Here is a 26,002-nt window from a genome sequence, read left to right as displayed (position 1 = left end):
AACAGACCCTAGCGGACGTCATGTCACGGCCATATCCAGGCTGTCGAGCTCAGCCTGACAGCGCGTCAGGGCCTGGGCGATGTAGCGCCCCGCCATGCGTTCGGAAACGCCGAGTCGATCACCGATTTCGCGCTGGGTCATGCCTTCCATGCGGTGCCAGATCAGCGCCTGGCGTAGCCGTTCCGGTAATCCGGCCAACGTCTGCGTGAGCTGGCGGACACACTGCTGCCGGCAGGCGTCGGCTTCCGGGCAGGCGCGTGGGCAGACCAGCACCGGCGCCAGCGTGTCGATGGCGATCAGTTCGGGCGCCTGTCGTCGGCGTTGATCGATCAGCAGATTGCGGGCGATGCGAAAGAGATAGGCGCGCGGGTTCTCGAGCACGATTTCCGACGCGGTGTTGAACAGGCGCAGGTAGACCTCGTGACACAGATCCGCGGCCTGATCCCGGGAATCGAGCTGGCGGCTGAGAAAGCCCAGGAGTTCATGATGGTGCTGACGATAGAGAGATTCGAACAGTGCTTCGCGCATGATGGCGGCCCTGGGGGCAGAACGACAGAAGTGACGCGATCATGGCAAAAATGAGAATCATTAGCAATAAGTCGTATTGGCAACAAGTCGTAGGCCGGGCACCTCGACGTGCGCCCGGCGATGGTTCGGGTTGGGCGTCGGTTACCTCATGTCGACACGGTCGGTGCGTCGCGCTCGTCCCCGGAGCCGTTTCGCCGTTCAGACATCGGCCGGTAGGCGGCAATGGGGTTGGCAAGCGTGCCGGCGAACTGCAGGTTCTTCGATGGGTCGGCCAGATCAATCATCTGGCGGTTGTTACGCAGCTGCAGCCGGTTGAGGCAGGAGAGCATGAATTCCGGCGCGAACAGATCGAAGCGTTCGAACTTGGCGGCGAACTCCGGGTGTCGTTGCTGGTAATCGATCACGCACGCCGCCACCAGTTGCCAGAACTCGTTCTCCTCGAGCTGGTTCGAAGCCACCAGAATCTCGGCCAGAAAGCGGAAAAAGCAGTCGAACAGATCGGTGAAGATAGACAGGATCTTCAGCTCTTCGGGCACCTCCACCGCGATGCGCCGGGCGGCTTCCGGCAGCGACTGGCCGCTGTCGAAGATGCCGGTCTCCTCGCCGATATCCTTGAGGATCGCGCCGACCGGCACCTGATTCTCGAGGTGCAGGATCAGGTTTTCGCCATGAGGCATGAACACCAGATCGTGGGCGTAGAAGCAGTGCAGCAGCGGCGTCATGTAGGCGGCCAGGTAGCGCTCGATCCAGCTGCGAGCGCCGATGCCGGAGGCATCGATCAGTGCCGGCAGCAGCGCGTCGCCACTGGCGTCCCGGTGCAGCAGCGCCGCCATGGTCATCAGCCGCCGATTGGGCGAGATGCGGGTGTACGGGCTCTCACGCCACAGGCACGCCAGCATCTTCTGATACGGGCTCTGCTTGTCGGTAGCGGCCTCGAAACCGGCATGGTGATAGCCCAGCGTGGCGACTTCACGCAGTACGCTGAATCCCTGCGCCTGCAGTTCGGCGTCGCTTGCGACCAGGTTCTCGACCCAGGCATTGATGGCCGGTGTGCCGCGCATGTAGTGGGGCGACAGCCCGCGCATGAAACCCATGTTGAGGATCGACAGCGCGAACTTGACGTAACGCCGCCGGGGCCGCGAGACGTTGAACCAGGTGCGGATCGACTGCTGGGCGCGGTAATCGTCGTCCGCCTCGCCGAGCAGCACCAGGCGCTGCTCGGCCACTTCGCCGGCGAAGGTGATCGCCAGCTTGTGGCGCCACTGCCATGGGTGAACCGGCATCAACAGGTAGTCGTCGGGGTCGAGGCCGAGCGCACGCAGTCGGGCCACGAAACGCTCCCGTACCGAGGCGTCCAGTTCGTCTTCGATGAGCGATTCGAAGTCGAGCCCGTCGATGGCGCTGTAGGTCGTGCAGTGACGCGCTGCCGCCAGCCAGACGGGGCGAATCGCGGCGCCGGCTTCCGGCGCATAGCGGTGATAGTCCTCGATATCGAAGCCGATCCGCCCGCTGTTGGCGACGAAGCAGGGATGGCCTTCGCTCATCGTCGTCTCCACGATCTGGAAATCGGCCAGTGCGAGTTCGCCGGCCGGCGGCACGTCTCGGCCAAGCTTGTAGGCCATGCCGGCCAGGGTGCTGGCGATCTCTTCCAGGTAGGTGGGCAGATTGTCGGGATCGATGTTCAGCCGCGTCCGGCATTCCAGTAGAAATTGCGCCACGTCCAACGCTTGCGGATCGCCGTCGCGGGTCTTGGCAAGCGTTCCCTTGTCGATCCACCAGTGATCCAGCGCCATCCGGCGGGCGCGGAAACGATAGACGATGCTGTCGCTATCGGTGGTGAGCCGGTAATCGGCCCAGCCATCGGCCTCGGGAAGAGATTCCGCTAACGGCGCCAGCAGCCGCTCGTGGGCGAACTCGCTGATCGCCTTGCCCAGCAGGTCGCGATTGGCGCGCTGCCAGCGGTCGGGGCGGAGATGGTCGACCGCTTCGTCCATTGCGGTGTTGGGGCGCTGCGAGGCGTGCAGCGACTCGAATCGCTCGCGGGTGCAGAACCCCAGCCGGGCGGTCTTCTCTGCCAGTTGGATCTCGCCTTCGTAGACGAACCCGGCGCGACGGTTGAGCGGATGGATTTTGGCATTGGTGACGTCCGGCTCGACGACGATCCGCTGCGTTGCCGGGTCGCTGAACAGGAACGCCACGACGGTATCGATCACGGCCTGACTGAAGCCGTGAATCGGCGATGTCGCCGGGTTTCTCGGCGCGACTAGAAAGTGCATGCCACGGTCGCCGGGCTGAACCGGGTAGTGCTCGCCGACCGGATCGTGGCGCGGGTCGTAGCATTCGACCAGAAACGCCGGCTGGCCATCGTGGAGGCCGAGAAAGGCCTGGGCGCTGTCGCTCTGCGCCATGTCGCGGTAGAAAGCCGTGACCTGATCTCGGCTATCGCCGTTCATGCCCCAGAAGCGGGCACTATCGCGGTTGACCCAGTCGAACACGGTGTCGATGTCCCGGTCGAGATCGAGCGGGCGAAGGGCGAGGGTGCCGATGCCCGGCCAGTCGCGCTGAAATCTCAGGTCGGGCGAATAGAGACTGCTGGCAGATGTGGTGTGTGTCGCGGTGGCTGTCTCGGCGTTGGCCAGTCGAGTTTGCGGTAAGTTCATGAGTCTCTCTCCTGACGGAAGTCGGAAATCGGAAATCGGGAATGGCGAATCGGGGCATTCGGTAGCCCTCACGCCGTGGCCCGCTGCGGCTGGAACACGCGGTCATCGGGCGCGCCGAAGTCCTGGAAGGTGAATCCGCGCTCGATCGGATAGACCTCGCGCCCGGCCAGTTCGCGGATGATGCAGGCGTTGCGGTAGCACGCCATGCCGAGATCCGGCGCGACCAGCCCGTGGGTATGCAGCTCAGCGTTCTGGACGAAAATGTCGTCGTCGGTGCCGATGCCGTAGTAACGGCTGACCGCGTAGCGGCCCGCGTCGTCCCGTCGGATGCGGTGCTCGATCGGAGCCAGAAAGTCCGGCCTGTGCGCCGCGTAGCCGGTGGCGAGAATCAGCCCCGCCGTCCGGTGCTGGAAACGCCGGTTCTGCTCTGTCTGGGTGAAGGTCAGGTCGAAGCGGCGATGGGCGGCATCGAAATGGCAGCTTTCCAGCTCGGCGCAGGTGAGCAGGTGGGTATCCACCTTGCCCTGCAGGCTCTTGGTGTAGAGGCGGTCATAGATGGTGTTGATCAGGTCGAGATCGATGCCCTTGTAGAGCCCTTTCTGCTGGCGCATCAGTTCGTCACGGGTCGACTCGGGCAGGGCGTGGAAGTAGTCGATGTAGTCCGGCGAGGTCATCTCGAGCGTCAGCTTGCCGTACTCCAGCGGGAAGAAGCGCGGCGAGCGGGTGACCCAGCTCAGGGTGTAGCCGTGGGCGTCGATCTCGTCGAGCAGGTCGAGATAGATTTCCGCTGCGCTCTGGCCGCTGCCGACGATAGTGATCGCTGACTTCGCCTGTAGCGCCGCCTTGTGCTCGAGATAGCGCGAGGAGTGCACCACGCGCTCGGCCACCGGCTGGCAGCACGCCGGAATCATCGGCTCGCTGCCGGTACCCAGTACCAGCCGCCGGGCGCGATAGATGCGATTGCCACTGTCGTCGAAATCATGGCCGGCATCGTCGTCGGGATCGCCCGCACGGGTGTCCCGGCAGTGAATGTGATAGCAACGTTCGTCGTCGTCATAGGTGATGCGCTGGACGTCGTGATCGAAGCGCAGCGACTCGAGCTGCGTGGTGACCCACTGGCAGTACTGGTTGTATTCGTTGCGCAGCAGGAAGAAGTTCTCGCGGATGTAGAAGTTGTACAGCCGGCCCCGGGCTTTCAGATAATTGAGAAAACTGAAGCGACTGGTCGGATCGGCCAGCGTGACCAGATCGGCCATGAAGGGTGTCTGCAAGGTGGCGTCCTCGAGCAGCAGTCCGGGGTGCCAGTCGAAGCTCGAACGACGCTCGAGAAACAGGCCATCGAGATCGTCGATGGGGTCGGTCAGGCAGGCGAGGCCGAGATTGAACGGCCCCAGACCGATGGCGATGAAGTCATGGATGCGGCTCAGCATGAGGTCTTTCTCCGAACGATTGACGGGCGGGCAGCGGGCGATACCTGGGGCGACATCAAGGACGCGCCGATATCGGCGATCTCCGAGATCAGGGCGGTCAGATCCTCGAGGCGGGTCATGGGATTGAGCAGGGTGAACTTGAGATAGAAGCGCCCGTCGACCCGGGTGGCGGCGACCACCGCCTCGCCACGTCGCGACAGCGTCTGGCGAATCCGGCGGTTGATCGCCTCGATCCGGGCACCCTCTTCCAGCGCCGTGGGGCGATAGCGAAACACCAGCGTGCTCAGCGCCGGAGCCATCAGCACGTCGAAATCATCACGCGCTCGAAGCACGCGGCAGGTTTGACGGGTCAGTTCGATCACGTCGTCGAGACAGTCGCCCAGGTGATCGGCGCCCAGCGTGCGCAGGCTCATCCACAGCTTCAGCGCGTCGAAGCGCCGGGTCGTCTGCAGGCTCTTGTTGACCAGGTCCGGGGTACCTCCCTCGGCCTGGTCGCGGGGGTTGAGATAGTCGGCGTGGTAGGTGACATGGCGCAGCTGGCGGCGATCGCGCACCAGGCAGGCGCTGCAGCTCACCGGCTGGAAGAAGGTCTTGTGGTAATCGATGCCGACCGAGTCCGCCTGCTCGATGCCGGCGAGCCAGTGGCGATGGCGCGAGGAGAGCAGCAGCCCGCCGCCGTAGGCCGCATCGACATGCAGCCAGATGCCGCGCTGGCGGCAGCGCTCGGCAATGGCGGGAATCGGGTCGATGCTGCCGAAGTCGGTGGTGCCTGCGGTGGCGACGATCGCGAACGGGATCAGCCCCGCCTCGTCGCACTCCTTCAGCGCCGTCTGCAGCGCGGCGATATCCATGCGCTTGCTGGCATCACTCGGCACGGCGATCACGGCGTCATAGCCGAGACCCAGCAGCGCGGCCGCCTTCTGCACGCTGAAGTGGCTGACCTCGGAGGTGAGGATGCGTAGCTGGCGGAAGTTCGGGGGGAGCCCGTGATGGCGATTGCCGGCGTGTCCGGGCATCGCTTCGCAGGCGCTATCGCGGGCGATGGCCAGTGCCATCAGGTTGGACTGGGTGCCGCCGCTGGTGAACACCCCGTCGGCGTCGTCGCCAAGCCCGATGCGTGCCGCGGTCCAGTCGATCAGCTTCTGCTCGATCAGGGTCGCGCCGGCGCTCTGGTCCCAGGTTTCCACTGCGGTGTTGAGCGGCGTGGCGATCGCCTCGGCCAGGATCGAGGGCAGCGTGATGGGGCAGTTGAGATGCGCGACGTAGCGCGGGTGATGGAAATGCACGGCGTGATCGAGATAGAGCCGCTGGACCTCCTCGAGGCTGGCATCGAGATCGCCGAGCGGCCGGTCGAGATCGATCGCCTCGAACGCGGGCTGCAGTTCGTGGGGCTCGATGCCGCTGCAGGGGCCTTGTGCTTGGGTCAGCGTGCGGCGCACCAGATCCACGCAGCGCTGCATGCCGCTGCGATAGGCATCCAGCGACCGGTCGTTGAACAGATCGACCGAATCTGGCCGGCCTGGCGACCGGGGCCGATGCAAAGGAATGGGCGTGACGAATTCCGTGTCATGTCGCATGACAGATCCTCCTGATTGCCTGTCGTGTAGCGCCTTTCCGAGGCTTCTCGAGCCGAATTTCGGACAAAGGCACCCCTGCGCACAGATGGCGTGCGCTGTAATGACTGCGTCGGTGAAATGCGCTTCGGGTGATTCGCGATGAGACGGGCACGTCCCTGTGCCCCACTTGGATCACGCGGCCGGGTTGGCGGCTGCGAAATGACCCGTCAGAACTGGTACGAGACCGTGGCGGTCACGTTACGCTCCGCGCCGAAGTAGCAGTACTCGAGCGAGTTGCACGACGCCACGTACTCCTTGTCGAGCAGGTTGCCGACGTTGACCCGGGCGCTGACGCCCTGCAGCCCGATCTGGCTCAGGTCATAGCCCACTGCGGCATCCACCAGGGTGTAATCGGGAACCGTTTCGGTGTTGGCGCGATCGGCATAGACATCCGCGTAGTAACGCACGCCGACGCCGACATCCAGCCCGTCGAGCGCGCCGTTGTCGAAGGCGCCGTTCTTGAAGGAATAGTGTCCCCACAGGCTGGCCTGGTGGCGCGGCGCATAGATGGCGTAGTTGCCGTCCTCTTCCGGGTCGTCGCTCTTGGTGTAGCGGATGTCGGTATAGCTGTAGCCCGCCTGCAGGCGGAAGTTGTCGGTCAGCCAGGTGCGGGCCTGAAGCTCGACGCCCTGGGAGCGGATCTCGCCCACGGAGCGATAAGGGTCGTTGGGCTGCTCCTTGGTGGCCACGTTCTCCTGATTGATCCGGAACAGCGACAGGGTATAGAGATCCCGGCTGCCCGGCGGCTGATACTTGAGCCCGGTTTCCCACTGTTCACCCTCCATGGGTTCCAGCAGATCGCCTTCCGCGTCGACGAAACTGGTCGGCGTGAAGGCGGTGTTGTAGCTCAGGTAGGGCGCGAGGCCATTGTCGAACAGGTAGAGCGCACCGACACGACCGCTGAACTGGGTGTCGTCGAGTGTGCTTTCGCTATCGGTGAGATGGTTCTTGTTCTTGATATCGACCCAGTCGTAGCGGCCGCCCAAGGTGAGGCGCCACTGATCGATCGCCATCTGGTCCTGCAGATAGATGCCGGTCTGGGTGAGTTCATGGCGCTCGTCGTTGGTGACCCCAATCTCTCCGATCGGATCGGCGCCGTAGCTGGGGTTGAAGGCATCGAGACTGGGGAAGGAACCATAGGTCCAGGTGATGTCGTTCTTGCGCTTCTGATAATCCACGCCGACCAGCACGGTATGGTCGATGAAGCCGCTTTGGAGCTTCGCTTCCACCTGGTTGTCGAGCGTCCAGGCGTCAAGGGATTCGCGGCCTCCCGAGTAGTATCGGTTCAATTCGTTGGAATCCGTCGATACCCAGCCGTAGCCGTAAACCTGGTTCAGTTCGACGTCCGAGTTCAGATAGCGCAGCTTCTGACGACCGGTGACGTTGTCGCTGAAGCGATGCTCGAGGTTGTAGCCGAACATGCGCTGGGTGCGCTCGAACTTGTCGTAGTCGTCTTCGCCGTCGAAGAAATTGTTGCTGATATGTCGGCCGTTGTGGCGGCTGACGGCGCCCTCGTAGGGCACACCGGAGTGATAGCCGCCTTCCGGATCCTTCTGTAGATAGGCCATCAGCGTGATGGAGGTATCGTCGGTGGCGTCCCAGGTGATCGAGGGCGCGATGGCGTAGCGCTCTTCTTCTACGTGATCGAACTGGGTGTCCGCCTTGCTGCCGATGCCGACCAGGCGATAGGCGACGCGCCGCTCGTCGTCCAGCGGGCCGGAGAAATCGAACGCGGCGCTGCGCTGGCTATTGGTGCCGGTGCTGAAACGGAGCTCGTTGCGGTTCTCGAACAGCGGCTTCTTGCTGGTCAAGGCCACGAGACCACCGGGAGACGAGCGCCCGTAGAGTACCGAGGCCGGCCCTTTGACGATCTCGACGTTATCCAGAAACCAGGGATCGATCACCATCGAGCTATAGCCGTTGGCATCGCCCATCACCTTGAGCCCGTCGAGATAAGTGTTGCTCAGGCTGCCATCGGAAAAGCCGCGCATGACTAGGTAGTCGTAGCGATTGGAGGCGCCGACCTGGTTGGTGTAGACCCCGGGCGTGTACTGGGCCGCTTCACGCAAGGTGCGCACGCCGCGCTCGTCCATCTCCTCACGGTCGACGTTGGAAACGGTCTGCGGCGTTTCGAGGACGGGCGTCTCGGTCTTGGTGGCGGCGGACTGGCCGGTCACCGTGACCGTGTCGAGCGACGCGGAATCGCTGCTCGTCGTGGGTGTCGAGGTCGTTACCGTCTGCTGGGCCCAAACCGGAAACGACAGGCAAGCGCAGGCCAGTGCGCTGACCGGATAACGCAGAACATAATGCATGAACGACAAGCTCCCCTTGAATGAAAATCGTTCTTATCCACGGATATGGCTCATGAGAAGACGCAGGGGAGGCTCGTTTCTGAACCGAAATGACAATTATTTACAATAACCCGATTCAGGCGCTATAAAACGCGGCGGATGGGAGCCGAGGATCTGGCGAAGAGGGAAGAGGGAAGAGGGAAGAGGGAAAGAAGAACGCGGACCAGCAATTCGCTGGCCCGCAACTCCTTCGGACGATTTCACCAGGCGATGATGGCGATGATCACGATGGCAAACAGCGCCCACTTGATGGCGTAGTAGAGCGTCTTGTTGCGCTTCTTTAGCGCCTTGCCCTGCCGGCGTACGGCGTAGATGTACTTGAAGGCGCGATTCAGGCCGCCGGTACGGTCGTTGTCATCATTGGGCGAGCTGGCGGCAGCCATCACCGTGCGGCCGAAGAAGTGGTTGAGGCTGCGCGCCCAGCCGTATTTCATCGGCCGCTCGATATCACAGAACAGAATGATGCGGTTCTGTTCCGAGCCGTTCTCGGCACGATGCAGATAGGTCTCGTCGAACATCACCGCCTCACCGTCGCGCCAGCTGTACTTTTCGCCGTCGACGTCGATGTAACAGCGGTCGTCGTTGGGCGTGATCAGGCCCAGATGGTAGCGAAGCGAGCCGGCGTAAGGATCGCGATGCAGCGTCAGGTGGCTGCCGGCCGGCAGCTCGGCGAACATCGCTGCCTTCACGTTGGGGATGCCCGCCAGCAACTGCGTCGTCTGCGGGCAGAGCTGTTCGGCCGAGGCGTGACTTTCGCCGTACCACTTCAGGTAGAAGCGCTTCCAGCCGCGACGGAAGAAGGAGTTGAAGCCGGCATCGTCATAGCGTGAAGAGGCCTTGATATGGTCCTGCAGCGCCATCGCTTCGTCGCGAATCGTCTCCCAGTTGCTCGTCAGTCGTTCGAGCTCGGGATAATTCGCCAGATCGTGATAGGGCTGATCCTTGTCGCGGCCGAAGAGCGTCATCAATGCATTGATCGGCGACATGAACGTGGAGTGGTCGGACAGCTGACGCAGCGGCTTGTGGCGTACACGGCCGCGATAGTGCGTATACAGCACACTGGCCACGAACAGCAGTATGAGAATCCATTTGATCATTTTGGCTGGGCATCCATGAGTTGGCCGATAACGTCTCTTCCAGAGACCGCACGAGGCCCGGAGAAGTTCGCATGCTCATGATTGTGGAGATATGGCGATCAACGTCAACAAATAATCATCGATTTTCGCGATCTGCCCGGATAGACGCGCACCGGCTGGCCACTGCGGCGATAGCGTCTTGAGCAGTTCGATCGACGCCGCGCCCGCCTCGGCGTTCCATTCGATCAGGCGGGCATGGGGGAAGTAGAAGCGCTGCCCCACCAGCGGATAGAGCGCCTTGAACAGGCTCTCCTTGAGCGAGAACACCAGGGTAAGGAACTCTCCCTGCCGCTCGGCGGGCAGCCGGTCCAGCCAGGCCAGCTCCGAGGCCACCAGAATCTGCCCCGCCAGCCGCCGGGCGCGTTCGCCACTCATCACGACCTCGGCGTCCAGCCCGACCCCCTGATAGGCTGCCCGATTGGCGACCACCGCCGCTGCCAGGCCTCGGCTATGTGTGATCGAGCCGACGGTGCCGGCTGGCCAGACGGGCAGCTGTTCGGCGTCCTGCGCTGGTGTCGAGGGCGACCCGGTCAGCGCGGCAAGCGCGCGCCGAGCGGTGAGGCGGCCACCCAGGAACTCCGCCCGACGCTTGGCTGCCGCTGTCGTCAGGCGATCCGGCAAGGCGAGCTCCCAGGCGCCCAGATTCGCGTCGCAAAGCGTTTGGGGGTCGAAGCACAGCGCGCTGAACCGGGCCTCCGGCAGCGCGAGCCGCCAAGGCCACTCGCTCCGTGGCGAGTGGCAGCCGGCGGGTAGCGTCTCGAACGGGGTGACGGTGTCAGGCATCGCTCAACGGTCGACCAGCACGGCATCCAGTTCGACCGGCACCTCGTCGCCGATCTGCTGATACCCGATCAGCGACAGGATCGAACGCACGGTCTGGTTCTTCATCAGTTCCTTGCCATCGAGCGAGACCGGCTCGGCATTGCGCGCGCGCACCACATCGGCCGCCTCCCGGGTGAAGCGCACCGGCAGCTTCTCCTGGCGCTGCTCGCCGTTGGATTCCGTGCTCAGCGTGAGTATCTCGACCGTCGACTGACCGACCGCCAGCGAGTTGATGCGTTCCGGCGGCAGGCGAGTGACGACCGTGACCAGCGTGGTGCTGGTGAGCGAGGACATCCACGGCGGCAGCTCGCCAAGGCTATCGAGCACGTCGGTCTGGTTGAGGCGGATCGGCAGTTGCAGCGTGCCGTCCGCGCTGATCTGGCCTTCCATGCGGCGCAGCGAGTGCTCATGGGGAATCGACTCGCCGCCGCTGGTGATTTCGGTCACCGTTGCCGTGACCTGGGACTGTTCGGGATCGAGCTGCCAGGCCGCCAGCGCCACACCGTGGAACGCCGTCAAACCGGCAGCCAGACCGACACCCATGATACGGCGGATGATCGTTTTCGATGACATTGTGTCCTCCCTGGACGTGCAAACCTTCAACAGCGGCTGGCCTGTGCCGGCCGCTTTGGTTATCATACGGCTCCCGCGTTTCAGGGCCTATAGCTCAGTTGGTTAGAGCAGGGGACTCATAATCCCTTGGTCGTAGGTTCAAGTCCTACTGGGCCCACCATTAAATCAATAGCTTACGTCAATTTTCGGCCCGTCCCAGGGTTCCATTTCCGTACCGTGTCCCCACTTTGACCACACTCGAATTTCGGGCCGTATTTGATGCTGTCCGCGAGATGATCAGGTGAGAGGTGGGCATAGCGCATGGTCATTTGGATCGTCCGGTGTCCAAGGATCTTCTGCAACGTCAGCAGGTCGCCCCCGTTCATGATGAAGTGGCTGGCGAAAGTATGCCGTAGAACATGGGTGCGTTGGCCCTTAGGCAGCTCAATCCCACTTCGGTTCAAGGCTAGGCTGAACGCTTGATAGGCGTCCTGGGGAAACAGACGGCCAATACGTGGGCCGTGCGCTTTGAGCTCGTCGAAGAGATCGGCGGGTAAAGGTACGGTGCGGTTGCGCCCGTTCTTAGTTCCTACGTAAGTCACACGGCCATGCTGGACGTTCTCACTTCGCAGCGTCTGTGCCTCGCTCCATCTGCAGCCAGTGTTAAGACATAGGCGGGCGACCAGCATCACGTGGGCGTTCCGGGATTGACGCAACTGGCTGAATAGAACGTCGATGCCTTCCTGGTCGAGGTAGGAGAGTTCAGTCTCGGGTAACCGGATCGCCTTGACCGCTGCGAAAGGGTTTTCCCCCCGGTATTCGCCCATGCGGATCGCGACGTTGACCATGGCACGAAGGTGCGCGAGATCGTGATTGGTCGTGTTGGGCGAGATGCCGGCATCGAGACGTTGCTGGCGAAAGCGCACCATATCCATCGGGGTCAACGTCGATAGGACAGGATTGCCCATGAGTCCGGCTAGTTGCTGCATCTTGCGGTATCTGCCACGGCCATCCTTGAGCCCTACACCCTGGACGTCATACCAGAGCGTGGCGAACTCCATTAGTCGACGGCGGTCGCGCTTGAGTGGTGCGTATTGCTGGCCATCGGCGACCTGGGCGAGGATCTTGTTTTCGAAGCGCCTGGCTTCGGCCTGGGTCTTGAAGGTGCGGCGTACGCGCTTTCCGTCCCGACCATTCGGGCGAACGTCCACTTTCCAACCTGACTCGGTTTTCTTGATTGCCACTATGCTGCCTTCCCCAGTAAGCGCCGCTCGACGAGCCGTTGCGAGATGAGCAGCCGTAGCTGAGCTGCGTCTATGCCTCGTCGTCGGTAGTAATTGGCGATGTCGTCCCAGGCGCCGCACTGGGTGAGGTAGTGCATGGCCTGGTGTGTGGTGAAGCCCTGGCGCGCGTAGAGCGAGATAAGGTTACCCACGACCAGGGCGACGTTCTTTTCGTTGCCGAGGCCGGGAGCCTTGCGGGCTCGCTTGTAGAGGAAGTGGGGTTCGTGATCGTAGAACCGGGCGTCTTCCTGGAGCAGTTGCCAGGCGCTGTCGATCAGGCCGCGAGAGTGGTCGAGCCGATAGGTCTTGAGCGCGGTGCGCCAGAGGCCGGTGAGGTGGGGCACGACGTCGATGAAGCGCTGGAAGCCGTGTTCCATGTCGAGGCATTCGCCGGTGTCGACGTTGCAGGGGATGCCTTGGGCGAACTCCCGCAGCACGGATTGATGGAATCGCATCTCGACGCGCCACACGTCACGTTCGGGGTCGTAGTCGGAGACGGTGGGATCGTCGCTGGACGCCCGTTCCCAGATGCTTTCCCAGAAGTGGATCTTGTCGCGGGCGTGGGCTTCGCGGGTCTTGTTGTAGATGGCGCACTGGAGCGCCCCGGCGGAGCCGAACAGGTAGCTTTGGCCGTAGGCGTATTGGGTGGCGACTTCGCCGCTGGTGATCTCGAAATCGCTGATGGCGTTCTTGCGAACGATGCGCTTGGAGCGGGTGACGAAGCGGTCCATGAAGTCGCTCGGGGGCTCCCAGCCCTGGACGTCCAGAGCGAGGTGAACGGCGCAGCCCATCGGCTCGACGTAGGAGAGCAGTTCCTTGGCGATGGTGTCGAGGTAGGTCTGCACGTCGCTGGTGCTGCGCTCCTGGATGAAGTGGGGCGACAGTTCGATCTTGAGATGGGTGCCGATGTTCTCGACCTTGGTGTGTCGGGCGTAGAACAGAACGATCACGCCCAGGTCATTGTTCTGCAGGCGGTAGCGGAAGCCGCTGGTCGAGGTGCCGGCACCGACGACCCAGGTGGAGCCGAACAGGTCGATGGTGGCCCCGCGGCCTTGCTGGTAGATCTCGATGATACGGTCGAACAGGGCGAGGCAGGGCTTGCCCGCGTAGAGCTGGCGCACGGTGTCGACGCCGGCGTTCAGGATCTTGATGCAGGCGTGGTTCTGTTGCCCCTTGGGACTGAAAAACAGATTGCCCCTCGGGTCCATCTCACCGCGTGCCAGCGATTCGAGTGTTCCGCGTTCCCAGGTGTTCATTTTTATAAAACTCCAAAACGATACGCTGTGATGCTCTATGGATTGGTTCGTTGTCATTCTGCGAGACGTGCTACAGGGAGGGTCTCGCCCTGCCTGCTGATTCGTGCCGGTTGTGCTGCGGATGGGCGCGTAAACCGATCTGGTTATCAAAATCGGGAAATTGATTCGGGTAGCTGTGGTGTACCGAGAAGGCATCAGCGCCCAGGGTGGTGACGGTGTAGGCCTGCAACGTCTCAAGGTTGCGGAATTGACGAAGGCCGCCCCGTTGAGCACCGAGGAACCAGTAATTTGTCTGGACAGTCATGGCGAGTATCCAGCGATCGGAGTCGGCAACCGGGAATCGGAACGCGCCCAGGTAGACCGGATGGCGCTTGGACATCTCAGAGAACAGTGCTTCAAAACGGGGTTTTTGAAGAAGGTACATGGCGGCCTCCTGTCAGGCGGAAACGAGTAGAAAGGACAGAGCCGCAATGACGGCCAGATGGAGCGGATACCAGGAGAGCCGGAGCGGACGCGGTATGGCCGGGACCGGGACGTCGAGGCGGAGCGATCCGCTGGCCAGGAGAACGAGCGTCATGGCCGTGACGGTGCTGATGAGCATGTGTAGCGGCGGACCGTTGATGACGGCGGCCAGGAGCAATACCGGGATCGCGGCGGCGGTGCGGTGTGGGTAACGGAACGCCAGGGCGAACGCCGGGACCAGGAGCAGGCCGAACAGGCCGTATTCGACGTAAGGGCTGATCGAGACGGCCAGGATGACCAGGACGATGCCGACGGCGGCCTGAAGGTAGCGTTCCTGGAGTCGTTGCAGGGCGACGACGGCGAGCAGGCCGAGACCCAGGGTGAAGCAGACGTTCAGCTTGGGCGCGACGACCAGGAGATAGGGCAGTTGGGCCAGCGCGCCGACACCGAGCAGACGGAGGCCGTAGCGCGTGGGACGTCGCGTGTTGTGGACGAGGTGCCAGGCGACCATGCCGGCGAACAGCGGGAACGCGACGCGACCGAGGGTGATGGCCCAGGGCGTGAACGCGGCAGCCGGCCACAGGAACTTGGAGACGTGTTCGACCGTCATGGTCAGGATCGCGAGCCATTGAGCGAGCGGTACCCAGGCGTTGGATAGCGCTTGCCTATGAGATCCGCCGCGATCGTCGCGGGAAAAACTATCGATAGCCGAGGTCATGAGGCGGTTTCCTGAGCCGGTAGCACGGTGGCCTGGAGCAGCACGTAAAGGTTGCTGGTCTGGTTGCTGGTCGAAGTGGAGCGGAACAGCGCGCCGATGACGGGGATATCGGAGAGCACCGGGACCGAGTTGTCCTGGCGGCGGTTTTCCTCGGAGACGAGGCCGCCCAGGAGGACCGACTGGCCGGACTGGATCTGCACCGTGGTGGCGATGCTGCGCTGGTTGGTGATGATGTCCGAGGCCAGCAGCGAGTCCGTGAGGCTGTCGGCGGCGGTGTTGACGTCCATGACTACGAGGCCCGAGGGGGTGACCACCGGGAAGACGTTCAGGGTGATGCCGATATCCTTGCGCTCGATGGTCTGGAACGGGTTTTCGATGTTGGCCGCTTCGCCGGTGATTCGTCCGGTGATGAACGGGACGTTCTGGCCGACGCTGATGGTGCCGCGCTGACCGGACAGGGTGAGGATCTGCGGCGTGGAGAGCACGCGGGCGTTGGAGTCGCGGCGGATCGCATTCACGGCCAGCGCGAGGGTATCGCCGTCGAAGATCCCGAACGAGGCGCCAGGCGTGGAAAGCGAGGTGCCGAGGCTGGAGGTGTTGAAGCCGCCGGCGGGGTTGCTGCCGTTCCTGGCCCGACCGAACGAGACGCCGAGATCGAAGGTATCGCCATCGGTGGTTTCGAAGATGATTGCCTGGATCAGTACCTGGGCGCGGGTGACGTCGATTTGGGGCAACAGCCGTTCCAGGTCGTCGACCCGATCGGCAGGGGCGTTGACCAGGAGCGCGTTGGTCGAATGGAGGACCTGGGCATTGGCGGTGTTCAGGCTGCCGGTGGTAGTCCGGGACAGGAAGGCATCGACCAGGGGCGCGAGATCGTCGGCGCGAAGATGCGTAATCGGCAGCACGCGGGAGACGGTCGGCTGCTGGGGTTCGAGCATCCCGATCCGGCCCATGAAGTCATCGGTCGGGCGTGCGGATACCAGCGTCGGCGGGTTGCCGGGAACCAGCTGATAGCCGTGGGACTGCATCACGCCCTGGAAGAACTCGGGGAGCTGTTCCGGGGTGACGTCCGGGGCATAGACGGTGAGCGTGCCGTTTACGCTGGGATCGATGGCGATGGGGGACTGGGTTTCCTGCGAGTACCAGTGAACGAAATCGCGAACGTCCGCGTCCTGCATATCGATGGGCATGGCGTGAGCGGCAGGGACGGAGAACGCGGCGGCAAGCGCAAGCGCGGCCAGGGTGTGACTAGCAACCGATGTCGGCATGTTGGGCTCCAGATTCGAGGCGGAGGTGACAGGCACCCAGGGGAACGACGGTGAGCCCTTGGCGCTCGAGATCGTTACTGGTGGTGGGCCGGTTGTCGCCGTCCAGGAGTCGATAGGTGGTGAGGTCGCCCAGCTGGGCATACCCGGTGATGCGCGCCCGTTGGTAGGCCGTGAGGTCGACCGTGGGCGCGGGGGTGTCGGGCGTGGCCTCGGGGTCCGGGGTGCCGTTTCGTGCGCTGACTTCATCGACGATCAGGACGGACGTGGTGAGAACGATGCCCAGGACGAAAGCGGCGGCCGCCATCAAGGGGCGGTTGAAGCGTTTCCAGTAGATACGGGTCAGGCGCATATAGAACCTTGCGTCGCGTGGCACGCGGAAAACGCCGTGAGTGAGCCACGGCGGGAGCATGGAATAGGTCTGGTGCGGGTAGGCGTCGGAGAACGCCTGCTTGGTGTCGTACGCGGGGTAGAGAGAGCGGCCGGTATAGGTCCAGCGCTCGACGACGAGACTGGTGGGGCTGTCGCCGTACTTGACGATGCCGAGGTGAACTTTCGGCATGGGTAGCTTGCCGCCGGCGAACATCGACCAGAGCGAGCCGATGAAGGGGATCGAGAGGCGATCCAGGCGGCGACAGTAGACGACGTGCTCGGCCAGGGCGACGCGGGCCTGCTTATCCATGATCGAGAGATCCTGGATAAGAAAGATGATGTCCCAGCCGAGCTTTCGGGCGTGGAGAAACCAGTCGATGACGGCCTGGCGTGACTTGTCGGCCCAGGAGCGGGAGTTGAACCAGGTACCGCACTCGTCCAGCACCAGGAGACCGTTTTTGGACTCGTCGTAGGTGTCATTGCCGCGACCGATCGCTTCCAGGTCGGCCAGTTGGGGCTTGTCGGGAATGCGATAGACGCGGGTGTTCTTCGGCTTCTCCCCGATGAGCTTGTCCAGCCGGAGATCCAGATTGGTCGCCACCGGGCAGCCCCGGTTGAGCTTGTCCTTGATCTTGCCCACGGCGACCAGGGTTTTGCCGGCGCCGAGTTTGCCGGTCACGACGTAGACGGCCATTAGAAATCAGCCATAAACATGGAAATGAGACGGCTAGATACATTAAAGGCAAAAACCAATAATTTAGCCGTAATAATGGCGGACAAACAAAAGTAGAAATCCGCAGGAAGAATGCGAGCCAATCCGTCCTGAAGGAAAGAAGGCAAAGAGACATTCAAGCCTTCCAAGACGCTTTGAACACCATTGCCAATGACACCGATAATAATCAATAAGGCGCCAACCTTGATCATAAACAAGGCTAGGCGAAGGGACATCTTGATACTGAAGACCCAAACATGGGCAAGAAAATTGCCTTCAGTTATAGCTCCTACTAAAGAAGCCCATACAGCGGCAAGAGCAGCAGGCATAAAAACCTCCTTCTTAGTTAGGTCGAGCACTAAACATGGTGGAAAGCACAACCCATACAGTAAATACGGCAAGAATCCATCCAAGTGCCTGCCGAATCATTTCAAAAATGTCACATGAGATAGTGAAGCTGTAGGGTTTTCCGGCACCAAAAACGAGAGGGGTACAAGACTGGTTAGGAAGCGTGGGAAAATAACTGCCGAAATAACCGCCGAGGGTGTTGTACCATTGTTGAAACTCAGAACCAGAACCGTCAATTAATTGAGTCAGCTCACCCGCGTTTTCATTTAGCTGCTCTTCAAGTTCAGTCTCATGATCCGCCTTGCTACCGAACTGAGCGTCATAATCGGCTTGACTAGGCGCAGCATCAGCAAACTTTTGGATAGTGTCGTCAGTATGCTGGCTTAACTTGTCAACAAGGCCATCAAAACCATCGTTGATGGCCTTGCGAACACTGCCGATGGCATCGATGACGCCATCCAGCCCCTCGCCATCGTCGGTACCGTCATCGGTGCCGGAATCGCCACCCGTCGAACCGCCCGATCCGGAATCGCCACCGGTCGAGCCACCGCTATCGGAACCACCGTCATCGCCGGTCGAGTCATCCGAGCCGCTGTCACCCCCTGTCGAGCCGCCACCAGTAGAGCCGCCGCCTGTTGATCCGCCGCCCGTGCTGCCACCGGTATCGGAACCGCCATCGGTGCCGCCGGAGCCGCTATCGCCGCCCGTGCTACCGCCTAAATCGCCGCCAGTAGAGCCGCCATCGCTATCGTCAGTTCCCCCAGGGGGATCAAAGGTTTCAATATTATCCGAGTTATCCGGCGACCCGTTATAACAATACGAGTTACCGCCCGAACTATAATAACCGCCCGAACACGAACTAGGATCGTCAGTAGGCGTAAATAATGAATCGTCGTCAAATGTAACGAGAGACATCGAACCATCGATAGAGTTATCATTACCCGTAGAAGTAGCAAACCAATGTTCGCTGCGACATTGCTTAGTACCATCAGGATTAACAGAACAAACTAGCGCGTTATCGGCATCGGTAATCTCACAAGCACCCGTAGAAACCGTTCCACCGGGCGAAAAATTAGAAGGAAGGCCATTGATATCGCCAGAACCGCCATAAGCGGATTGGCATTGTTCATCGGTGAATACATAGTTGTAGATATCAGACGGCGATTGTGAACTAAAGTCAAAAGTATCTGGATTATATATAGCAGCAGAAACTTTACAGCGTATGCGGCTATGGTAGTTATCATAAAACGAAATGCCGGTATAAACAATAACGTTATTCGGATAACGAAGCGTAAGCTGCTCAATGCCATGAGCAGGTGAAACAGTAGAGCAATCATCATCTTCACTATATTGAAGATAATGGTCGACAGATCCGTCAGCAAACGCATTAGCAGAAGAGAAAAAAGCAAAGCACAATAAAAGCAGGAGAATGATTTTTTTCATAAATCACCAACAAAAAAGGAGCCCCGGAAGGCCCCTTGATTGACCGGCCCCGGTGTTCGCCGTGGGCGGGAATCGGGGCCGGTTGAACCACCGACTTAGGTGGCCTTGTTGGCGAACTTCTTGAACAGTCCGATCGCCAGGAGCGAGCCGACGACGGCGGTGACGATAGGCCAGGCCTGGCTTGCCATGTCGCTGGCCTGCGTTTGCAGTTCGGTGAACGCGGCAGAGGCAGCGGAGCCGGTTTCGGAGGCCATGGCGGCGGTGGTGCCTGCGAGCGTACCGGCACCGATCAGGGCGGCTTTGCCGGAGACGGACTTGGCGATGTTGCGGGTACGAGCGACAGCGTTTTGCAGTTGAGTTTTCATGTGGTTTTTTCCATGAATTGTTTGAATGCGAGTGTTGATTTACCCCACGCCCAACCGAGGGCGTAGGCGGCTAGCAGGTAGCCGATGAGCGTTGCGGAACTCATCGTTGGCCACCCTTGATTGCACCGAGCCCGAAGCAGAGGACGAGTCCGGTACAAAACGTGAGGAGCCACAGTTGATCGAACTGTTCTGCGGTCATGGGTGGCTCCTCGTTATCCTGGTGTGGCGTTACGCCTTGGCCGGTTCGGGCTTGGCGTTGCTGGTCGGTGCCGAGCCGGCGCCCTTGGGACGGCGGGCGGCGATGACGTGCAGCGAGGTGGTCTGCGCCCGGTTCTGGCCGGCGCGAACCATGCGGAGTTCGACGTCGAGTTCCAGGTTGCAGGGCAGTTCGACGCCGGCGTTACGGATCTGGTCGACCACGCCGAAGTCGGCGGACATGTCGGAGTTCTGCATGCCGATCTGGTTTTCGTTGTCGGCGTCGACTTCGTCGATGATGCTGACCTTGCCGCCTTTGCGGCCTTCGAATTCGTAGCGGGAAGCGCCGGAGACGCGGGCGACGATGGTGTTGATCATGGCCATGATTGGATTCCTTTTAGCGTTGGTACTTGGTTGCCAGGGTGTGGCAGTGGCGAGCGAGTACGACTAGCTCAGACAAGTCGGACGACTCGGGATCGAGCATCCGGGTTAGGTGTTCCGCCTGGGCGTAGAGGAGCGCGGCGTGACCGTAGGCGCGCCCGTGGAGACACCGCTTGGCCCGCTCCCTCAGAACTCGGGGCTCCGGGCAGGCGTCTGCCCACCCGACACCGCGTGCCATCGGTCGTGATGCACGGCGGCCGATCCCGCGGGCCCCGTCAACCCGTGCTGCGCAGGGTATGACGGGGCCCACGGTTCCGGCCTGGGGAGCCGTGCGACCGATGGGCGACGGGTGACGGGCAGGCAGGAACATGATTAGCGCCCCGGTTCCGGGCGGGCCGGGGTGGTGGCACCTTCCAGCGGCGTGAGGTCGCCGCGCTCCAGTTGGGCCAAGCCGTACTGCATGAGGCGTTCGCCCAGGGCGGAAGGGGTGAGCTTGTTGGTGCCAGCCTGGACGAGAAACCGAGAGTGGTCGGTCTGATCCAGGAACACGCGAACGGGTTGTTTCTTCGCGGTGGTCATTGGGTGTTCCTCGTGGTGGTGGTTGCTGCATTGCTGCGATGCGCATTCAGGAGTGAACGCGTGATCGCTTCGGGAAGAAAAAGGGCCCGTGTCGGGGTCGATGCCTGCGGGATCAGGGAGACGGGGCAGGCGGCACGGGCCAAAGGGAACGCTGGGGTGGCGGGAGCGGGCTCGGCTCCAGCCTGAATGTCTTGGGCTGTGACGCGTCGCGTCGATCCATCGGTGTAATGGATCAGGTTGTAGGAGAGCGCGGGGTAGACGTGGGCCACGGCCTTGATGGACGGGCTCGGGGTCCCTTCCTTTTGCGATGCGCATTCAGGAGTGAACGCGTGATCGCTTTTTGCGTTGGCCCTGGAGGGATCGTTCCAGGTGCGCTGGTCGACGTAGACACTGAACAGAGTGCGCTGGAGATCCCGGTCGGTCAGTACGCGACGGAACCAGATAGATTGGCAGTCAAACTTGAGGGCGGCGCGAGCGGTGCTGGTCAGTTGCCGGTAGGCCAGACGAGCAACGAGGCGGCGAACAAGAGATAGAGCGCCAGTTGTTCCGGTGACCATGACATAGCCGCGAGCCTCCCGGATGCGGGTGTTGTGCCAGAACGGGCGATAGAAGTAGACGAAGTGGTCGCCGTTGGCGTCCTGGCCGATGTAGCCGGCGTATTCGCCATCCAGATGAAAGCCGGTGCCATGGGCGGGCTGGTCCGGCATGAGGTAAGCGAAAGTGACCTGGATCATGCCCAGTCCTCCGATTGGAGGCATTCGGCAGTCAGGAGGGCGACGTTGACCATACGACGACGGCCGATCTTGAAAAGCGGCAGGTTGCCCTGCTGGAGCTGGCCCTTGATGGTGTCAAAGGAAAGCCCGGAAAGTTCAGAGAAACGCTCGATGGTCATGACTGGCACATTGGCCGGGACCTGGGGCGCGCTATTCTTTTCCATTGTCGTATCGGCTCGTTTTGGGTCGCTGTGGTATGTTTTGGGCTGTTACAGTCAAAATCAGAGATTGGTGTATCCCTTTTGGGATACCTCAAATGGAATATAGCCCATATGGAACACACGTCAAGCCCTATTGGCGAAAAAATCCGTGAGATTCGAGAGACGGAAGAGCTTGGGCGTCAGGCGTTTTGTGATCTGACGGGGATTCCGAAGCAGACGCTGATAAATGTGGAGAACGGGCGGAACGAGCCGTCATTCAAGGTGATGCGGAAGATCACGGCCGTTTACCCGCAGTACACGATGTGGTTGATGAACGACCAGACCATAGAGGAGGTCGGACAGATCAGCCCTGATATAGAGAAGGCACGGCAATCGCTTAAGCCGACAGGAACGGATACCGGGTCGCGAGGCGAGTAGCCGAACGTTGGTACCAGGGAACAGGGAATCAGTGATGGGCGGGACCAGGGAAAGGGCGCGTTAGACGCTCAAGAATCCTAAGGATCTACCGATGAACCTGAGATACAGCTAAGAAGCAGTAACGGGCATCGGGGGAAAGAATGCAGTTAAACGATCTGATCGCGTACGTCGCGATTGCCTTTTTGGTGGTTGGCATCGCAGGCATCGCCTTCCTGGCAACGCTAAATGGCTTATTCAGAAGGCTTGTTTACTGGGCCATCGTTAGCGGTTTCAAGAAGGACTATCGAGGCGAGGCCAGCAAGCGACCAACGAAAGTCACGGCGGCCGAGTTGATCGAACGTGGCGACGCCTATGTGAAGAAGAGGCGCTTGCTCACCGGACCCGAGCAGATGCTGTTCAAAGTCCTGCAGTACAAGTATGGCGAGACACACTACGTGTTCTGTCAGGTCCGCGTGGTCGACGTCATCCAGCCCAACACCGCCCTCTATAAAGAACGCAGCCGCGAATGGATGGCTCTGTTTCGGCAGGTTTCACAGTGGCATTTCGGCCTTTTGATTTTCGACAGGAAGTCGATGATATTAATGAAACTCATCGAATTCAATAATGAACGTCATGGTCGAGAGGATAGGGAAGCGCTTAATGCTTTCCTTGATAAAGCATGCTGGAAGGCTGAAATTGATCCTATGATGACAGTTTATAAAGTTCTAAGAAAAGGTAAAGAAGTTGATTATAGAAACTTTTAGCTTTTTAAGTACTACTCCTATTTTTTGGACGATTTATAGCTTTTCGCTATTTATTCTTGTTTTTTACAAGGCGGGAATGCTTGGTTTTTTTTACAAAAGAATAAGCTTTTTTATCGATCCTTGGAATGATTCTGCATCTTTCATAGTTTTTATAAGTGTCGTTAATGGTTGTATTTATGGCTGGCTGCTTAAAGTCACATTGGGTGTGGAAATTTCCTCTTTAACTATCATAAGTGGTGCTGTTTTAGCTAGCGCATTTGGCTATCTAAGCGTTGAGACTACTAAAGAGTCAAAGCTTAGAGATGAAAGGAAAGGGGTAAGGGATTTGTTAAGCCAAAGAGTTTATGAGTTTCTTGAAGGAGCAACGGAATATAAGTTGAAAGTCTTTGTTAGTAGAGACGCTGACAAAGCATACAAGTCTTGTAAGGCTGAATATGATGAGGAGAGCGATAATTATACAAACATGAGGCGAGCGTTCATTGATAATGCCGGTTCTTTTAATAGTTCTTCACAAATGGAGGTGGAGAGGGAACTGCTGTCGCAACGGAAAAAAGATTTAGATGATTATTACCAGATACTTCGAGACCATCAAATTGATTGGGCAAAATCAATTACAGAGGTTAAGATATTTAGAAACAGGCTCGTGGTATCTTACAACACCTTTTTATTGAGCTATAAGTGCTTCCTATTGGAAGCAGATGATAGTCATGATAAAGCCGAGGCATTAAAATCTACGCTTGATGGATATTACAAAGATAGCTGTGAGTTTGCGCATTGGATTAATAGTGACAAAGATATTAAAGATTACAAAGAAAAACACAAGGATGGGGAAGAGAAGGTTATCTACCCAGCTGTCGAAAACTTCTTTAAAGGAAAGGTTTTAAATTTTGAGGAGTCATCCCCTAGCTACAGGAAAAGTAAGTTGTTGGCAGTTTCTGTTCTTGTTTCAGTGGTTTCTTTTGTGCTTTTTACAAGTATTGTGGGCGATTAGTTTTAATGCTCGCGTGTGTGGTGGTTAAATATCTCTGTGGCAACGGAGTCCTAGGTGGTTATTAAGCACTCAAGAACTCAAGCAATATGAATAATAGCGTCTGTAATACAAAGCATTAACCACACGGGGCGCAACACTAAAGCAATGTGTAGCAATCAGATGCTTTTAAATAATTTAACTCAGGGGTTTCAGTTATAATGTAAAAATCTGAACCAGAGCTGGGGCACTCTCATAATGCATTGACCACATTGTGTCCATCGCCACTAGCCATAGTGGTACGCAGCTAGCTGGCGACGGTCGCTAAGCGGTTGAATTAGAAGAAAACCAGCCAGCGCGGGACGCAGCGGATACCTCTCATAATCCCTTGGTCGTAGGTTCAAGTCCTACTGGGCCCACCATCATCGCCGACGTCGTTATCATTCAGTGTGATATCTAAAAACCGTCAAGGCGTCTTCCATTTCCCACCGTAAAAATCCTTCGTCATCTAAAGACGGCCTATAAGGTTGCTTCGTGACGGACCTCGTCGGTGAGCGACTTCGATGCGCTACCCTGTTACAGCAATTTGAATACATCACAGGCTGTGCAATGAATCGCATCGCGTTGTTCTTCCATAGTGGTCGTCCCGCGCAGCATGTCGAGTAGGGTATCTCCAGATATAAGGGGATGATGGCGGTTAGCCAGGCATTCCTCGAGATGATCGTAGAAGTGCCAGCCTTTGTGGGGCGTCTGCTCGCGAAGCTGTTACACGAGTCACCGATAGCTCGTCAGTTGCGGGTAGATGTCGTGCAGCTTGACCGAGAAGTCGAGAATGACGTTCAGCATCGCCCGGTCGGTATGCCGTTTCTGCACCAGGTGGTCGCGTCCATCGAGCATCCCCCCAGCGAACAGCCCTGACATCCATTTGAGTGGGCCATCTGCGGGTATCAGCTCAAATCCTGGCTGGCCCAACGAGTGTTGGGGCTACGTCCTGCATAGCTTTCCGCGAGCGGCGGCTCTTCGTGCGCCAACGGCGTCAGTGTGGCCGCCAACTGCTCCGGAAGCCGGCATGCCATTAGGTAGAAAGCCACCGTTTGGCGGCTGATCGGCGCTGCCGGATACCGCCCTTAGTGCTGCAGCAGGGCTAGAAAGCTCGAGATATGAAACTGGTTGGTGAGGGCCGTCTATGTCTCTTGCCGAGCCTCGAGCTTATACAAGCCTTCCCAACATAGGCAGCCTTGAGCTTCCTGTTCATGACCAACACAGCAACCAAGACGTTTGTATTTAGACAAAAGTCTTTCTAGGCGTACCGGGAAGTGAATACTAGTATATCAGCCGGCTTCATAGAGAGCCTTCGATGCCAGCGCCTGTATCAGCGAACGGAGAGCACAACGAATGACATATTCACTCCCAGCCATCATAGGCCGCACTCTGGTTGGTTCCGCATTGGTGGGAACGGCCATGTTTGCCGGACATGTCTACGCACAAAGCACGGCGACCATCAAGGTCGCGAGTTACTTCGCGGAAGATCATCCTCAAAACGTGGCCATCCGCGAAAAATTCAAACCGTATGTCGAAAGCCATTCCGACATGCAGGTGAAGATCTACCCCAACAGCTCGCTCGGCGATGAGCGGCAATACACCAATGGCGTCAGAACCGGCAGCATCGAAATGGCGATTGCCGGGATGGGATTGCAGACAGCCAAGCCGCAAATCGGGTTTCCCGAGTGGCCATTTCTGTTCGAAGACTATGACCAAGCACAGTCGATGCTTAATGGCCCTGTCGGCGAGAAGATCGATCCCTATTTCCGTGAGCTGGGGGTAGAGCCCCTGGCGTGGACGGCTAATGGGTTTCGGGTTTTCTCGAGCAAGGAAAAAATCGACAGCATGGATGACTTCGATGGCTTCAAGCTGAGAATGCCCAACCTGGAACTTTACGTGGAAGTGGGGCAGGCGTTAGGCGCCAACGTGCAGACCATGGGGATGTCCGAAGTCTACCCGGCGCTCGAGCAGGGGGTGATCGACGGACAGGATAACCCCCTGGCCACGCTTTATCGCTCAGGGTGGTATGAAGTGCAGAACAACGTGCTGGAAAGCCGGCACATGTTTAGCCCCAACGTGTACCTGATGAACCAGCAGTTTTACAACAGTCTGAGCGATGACGAGAAAGACGTCATCCAGGAAGCCTCTCGTCAATCCATGGAGATGGAGTGGCAGCTGATGCGGGAATCCGCGTCCCAGATCAAGCAAGAGCTAGAGCAGGCCGGCCTGGAAGTGACGGAACCGAGCCAGGAATTCCACGATGAAATGGTGAAAGCCGTTCAGCCGATCTATGACGACTTTTACAGTCAGTATGACTGGGCTGAAGACATGGTGAACATGGTCCGTGAAGGCTCTTAAGGTCTGTCATACGAATGCCATGCGAACTCCTGAAGTTCGCATGGCAAAACCGAGTATATAAGGGGTG

General features: G+C 59.5%; 27 protein-coding genes and 1 tRNA gene. 5 read left to right on the top strand and 23 right to left on the bottom strand.

Features of this window, described 5'->3' with window-relative positions:
- Positions 1-18 precede the first annotated feature (18 nt).
- The 8 genes from DOM32_RS03500 to DOM32_RS03465 form a co-directional block, all read right to left on the bottom strand.
- Positions 19-528: an RNA polymerase sigma factor gene (locus DOM32_RS03500; protein WP_110631288.1), complete on the bottom strand. Its 510-nt coding sequence runs from the start codon at positions 526-528 to the stop codon at positions 19-21.
- A 146-nt stretch (positions 529-674) separates the two neighbouring features.
- Positions 675-3,188, bottom strand: a complete 2,514-nt coding sequence (locus tag DOM32_RS03495) for a GNAT family N-acetyltransferase (protein ID WP_110631285.1) — start codon at positions 3,186-3,188, stop codon at positions 675-677.
- Positions 3,189-3,256: 68 nt separating this feature from the next.
- Positions 3,257-4,618 (bottom strand): lysine N(6)-hydroxylase/L-ornithine N(5)-oxygenase family protein, encoded by a 1,362-nt coding sequence (locus tag DOM32_RS03490; protein ID WP_110631282.1) that lies wholly within the window; start codon positions 4,616-4,618, stop codon positions 3,257-3,259.
- The gene (locus DOM32_RS03485) at positions 4,612-6,195 is read right to left on the bottom strand and encodes a pyridoxal phosphate-dependent decarboxylase family protein (protein ID WP_110631279.1); all 1,584 of its coding nucleotides are present in this window, start codon (positions 6,193-6,195) and stop codon (positions 4,612-4,614) included. The genes DOM32_RS03490 and DOM32_RS03485 overlap by 7 nt, the downstream gene beginning before the upstream one ends.
- Before the next feature lie 206 nt (positions 6,196-6,401).
- A complete protein-coding gene (locus DOM32_RS03480; RefSeq protein WP_110631276.1) occupies positions 6,402-8,546 on the bottom strand; it encodes a TonB-dependent siderophore receptor in 2,145 nt (714 codons plus the stop codon).
- Positions 8,547-8,785: 239 nt separating this feature from the next.
- Positions 8,786-9,682, bottom strand: a complete 897-nt coding sequence (gene lpxO / locus DOM32_RS03475) for a lipid A hydroxylase LpxO (protein ID WP_208625300.1) — start codon at positions 9,680-9,682, stop codon at positions 8,786-8,788.
- 75 nt (positions 9,683-9,757) lie between these two features.
- Positions 9,758-10,504 carry a 4'-phosphopantetheinyl transferase family protein gene (locus DOM32_RS03470; protein ID WP_110631273.1) on the bottom strand — a complete coding sequence of 249 codons (747 nt, stop codon included), beginning with the start codon at positions 10,502-10,504 and terminating at the stop codon, positions 9,758-9,760.
- A 3-nt stretch (positions 10,505-10,507) separates the two neighbouring features.
- On the bottom strand, positions 10,508-11,116 hold the full coding sequence (locus DOM32_RS03465) for a hypothetical protein (RefSeq protein ID WP_244179787.1): 609 nt from the start codon (positions 11,114-11,116) through the stop codon (positions 10,508-10,510).
- An 83-nt stretch (positions 11,117-11,199) separates the two neighbouring features.
- Here DOM32_RS03465 and DOM32_RS03460 point away from each other — a divergent pair.
- Positions 11,200-11,276 (top strand) — tRNA-Ile (locus DOM32_RS03460).
- A 13-nt stretch (positions 11,277-11,289) separates the two neighbouring features.
- On the opposite strand, the gene DOM32_RS03455 is transcribed toward DOM32_RS03460, so the two are convergent.
- The 14 genes from DOM32_RS03455 to DOM32_RS17905 form a co-directional block, all read right to left on the bottom strand.
- Positions 11,290-12,339 (bottom strand): phage integrase, encoded by a 1,050-nt coding sequence (locus DOM32_RS03455; RefSeq protein ID WP_244179786.1) that lies wholly within the window; start codon positions 12,337-12,339, stop codon positions 11,290-11,292.
- Positions 12,339-13,634 (bottom strand): hypothetical protein, encoded by a 1,296-nt coding sequence (locus DOM32_RS03450; protein WP_110631270.1) that lies wholly within the window; start codon positions 13,632-13,634, stop codon positions 12,339-12,341. The genes DOM32_RS03455 and DOM32_RS03450 overlap by 1 nt, the downstream gene beginning before the upstream one ends.
- Positions 13,635-13,704: 70 nt before the next feature.
- A complete protein-coding gene (locus DOM32_RS03445) occupies positions 13,705-14,058 on the bottom strand; it encodes a hypothetical protein (protein ID WP_110631268.1) in 354 nt (117 codons plus the stop codon).
- Positions 14,059-14,070: 12 nt separating this feature from the next.
- Positions 14,071-14,814 carry a TraX family protein gene (locus DOM32_RS03440; protein ID WP_110631265.1) on the bottom strand — a complete coding sequence of 248 codons (744 nt, stop codon included), beginning with the start codon at positions 14,812-14,814 and terminating at the stop codon, positions 14,071-14,073.
- A complete protein-coding gene (locus DOM32_RS03435) occupies positions 14,811-16,082 on the bottom strand; it encodes a secretin N-terminal domain-containing protein (protein ID WP_110631262.1) in 1,272 nt (423 codons plus the stop codon). Before DOM32_RS03435 ends, DOM32_RS03440 begins: the two co-directional genes overlap by 4 nt.
- The gene (locus tag DOM32_RS03430) at positions 16,063-17,145 is read right to left on the bottom strand and encodes a zonular occludens toxin domain-containing protein (protein WP_110631259.1); all 1,083 of its coding nucleotides are present in this window, start codon (positions 17,143-17,145) and stop codon (positions 16,063-16,065) included. The genes DOM32_RS03435 and DOM32_RS03430 overlap by 20 nt, the downstream gene beginning before the upstream one ends.
- On the bottom strand, positions 17,145-17,492 hold the full coding sequence (locus DOM32_RS03425; RefSeq protein WP_110631256.1) for a DUF5455 family protein: 348 nt from the start codon (positions 17,490-17,492) through the stop codon (positions 17,145-17,147). Before DOM32_RS03425 ends, DOM32_RS03430 begins: the two co-directional genes overlap by 1 nt.
- 13 nt (positions 17,493-17,505) lie before the next feature.
- The gene (locus tag DOM32_RS17700) at positions 17,506-18,954 is read right to left on the bottom strand and encodes a hypothetical protein (RefSeq protein ID WP_157957016.1); all 1,449 of its coding nucleotides are present in this window, start codon (positions 18,952-18,954) and stop codon (positions 17,506-17,508) included.
- Positions 18,955-19,049: 95 nt separating this feature from the next.
- Positions 19,050-19,319 carry a major coat protein gene (locus DOM32_RS17910; RefSeq protein WP_208625299.1) on the bottom strand — a complete coding sequence of 90 codons (270 nt, stop codon included), beginning with the start codon at positions 19,317-19,319 and terminating at the stop codon, positions 19,050-19,052.
- Positions 19,320-19,419: 100 nt separating this feature from the next.
- Positions 19,420-19,518 (bottom strand): tail virion protein G7P-2, encoded by a 99-nt coding sequence (locus tag DOM32_RS18345; protein ID WP_420855097.1) that lies wholly within the window; start codon positions 19,516-19,518, stop codon positions 19,420-19,422.
- Positions 19,519-19,547: 29 nt separating this feature from the next.
- Entirely contained in the window at positions 19,548-19,898 is a 351-nt protein-coding gene (locus DOM32_RS03410) for a hypothetical protein (RefSeq protein WP_110631250.1), read from the bottom strand.
- A 369-nt stretch (positions 19,899-20,267) separates the two neighbouring features.
- A complete protein-coding gene (locus DOM32_RS03400; RefSeq protein WP_110631246.1) occupies positions 20,268-20,474 on the bottom strand; it encodes a hypothetical protein in 207 nt (68 codons plus the stop codon).
- On the bottom strand, positions 20,471-21,208 hold the full coding sequence (locus DOM32_RS03395) for a hypothetical protein (RefSeq protein ID WP_110631243.1): 738 nt from the start codon (positions 21,206-21,208) through the stop codon (positions 20,471-20,473). The genes DOM32_RS03400 and DOM32_RS03395 overlap by 4 nt, the downstream gene beginning before the upstream one ends.
- Positions 21,205-21,411 carry a MerR family transcriptional regulator gene (locus DOM32_RS17905; RefSeq protein ID WP_244179785.1) on the bottom strand — a complete coding sequence of 69 codons (207 nt, stop codon included), beginning with the start codon at positions 21,409-21,411 and terminating at the stop codon, positions 21,205-21,207. Before DOM32_RS17905 ends, DOM32_RS03395 begins: the two co-directional genes overlap by 4 nt.
- Before the next feature lie 108 nt (positions 21,412-21,519).
- Between DOM32_RS17905 and DOM32_RS17900 the strand changes: the two genes are divergently transcribed.
- The 3 genes from DOM32_RS17900 to DOM32_RS17695 all read left to right on the top strand — a co-directional run bounded on the left by DOM32_RS17900 (position 21,520) and on the right by DOM32_RS17695 (position 23,559).
- Positions 21,520-21,825, top strand: coding sequence for a helix-turn-helix domain-containing protein (locus DOM32_RS17900; protein WP_110631240.1), 306 nt, complete (start codon positions 21,520-21,522; stop codon positions 21,823-21,825).
- Between the two features lie 140 nt (positions 21,826-21,965).
- On the top strand, positions 21,966-22,568 hold the full coding sequence (locus tag DOM32_RS03380; RefSeq protein ID WP_110631237.1) for a DUF2726 domain-containing protein: 603 nt from the start codon (positions 21,966-21,968) through the stop codon (positions 22,566-22,568).
- On the top strand, positions 22,549-23,559 hold the full coding sequence (locus tag DOM32_RS17695; protein WP_157957015.1) for a hypothetical protein: 1,011 nt from the start codon (positions 22,549-22,551) through the stop codon (positions 23,557-23,559). The genes DOM32_RS03380 and DOM32_RS17695 overlap by 20 nt, the downstream gene beginning before the upstream one ends.
- A gap of 750 nt (positions 23,560-24,309) precedes the next feature.
- Here the strand turns inward: DOM32_RS17695 and DOM32_RS18190 are convergent.
- Positions 24,310-24,432, bottom strand: coding sequence for a hypothetical protein (locus DOM32_RS18190; protein ID WP_276232190.1), 123 nt, complete (start codon positions 24,430-24,432; stop codon positions 24,310-24,312).
- A gap of 498 nt (positions 24,433-24,930) precedes the next feature.
- Here DOM32_RS18190 and DOM32_RS03370 point away from each other — a divergent pair, with 498 nt between their 5' ends.
- Positions 24,931-25,935: a TRAP transporter substrate-binding protein gene (locus tag DOM32_RS03370; RefSeq protein WP_244179784.1), complete on the top strand. Its 1,005-nt coding sequence runs from the start codon at positions 24,931-24,933 to the stop codon at positions 25,933-25,935.
- Positions 25,936-26,002: the final 67 nt, after the last annotated feature.

This window comes from Salinicola salarius, assembly GCF_003206135.1.
In the GTDB taxonomy this organism is placed as follows: domain Bacteria; phylum Pseudomonadota; class Gammaproteobacteria; order Pseudomonadales; family Halomonadaceae; genus Salinicola; species Salinicola salarius.
The sequence above is the reverse complement of the archived record's forward strand: the minus strand, read 5'-3'. Positions and strand labels throughout refer to the sequence as shown.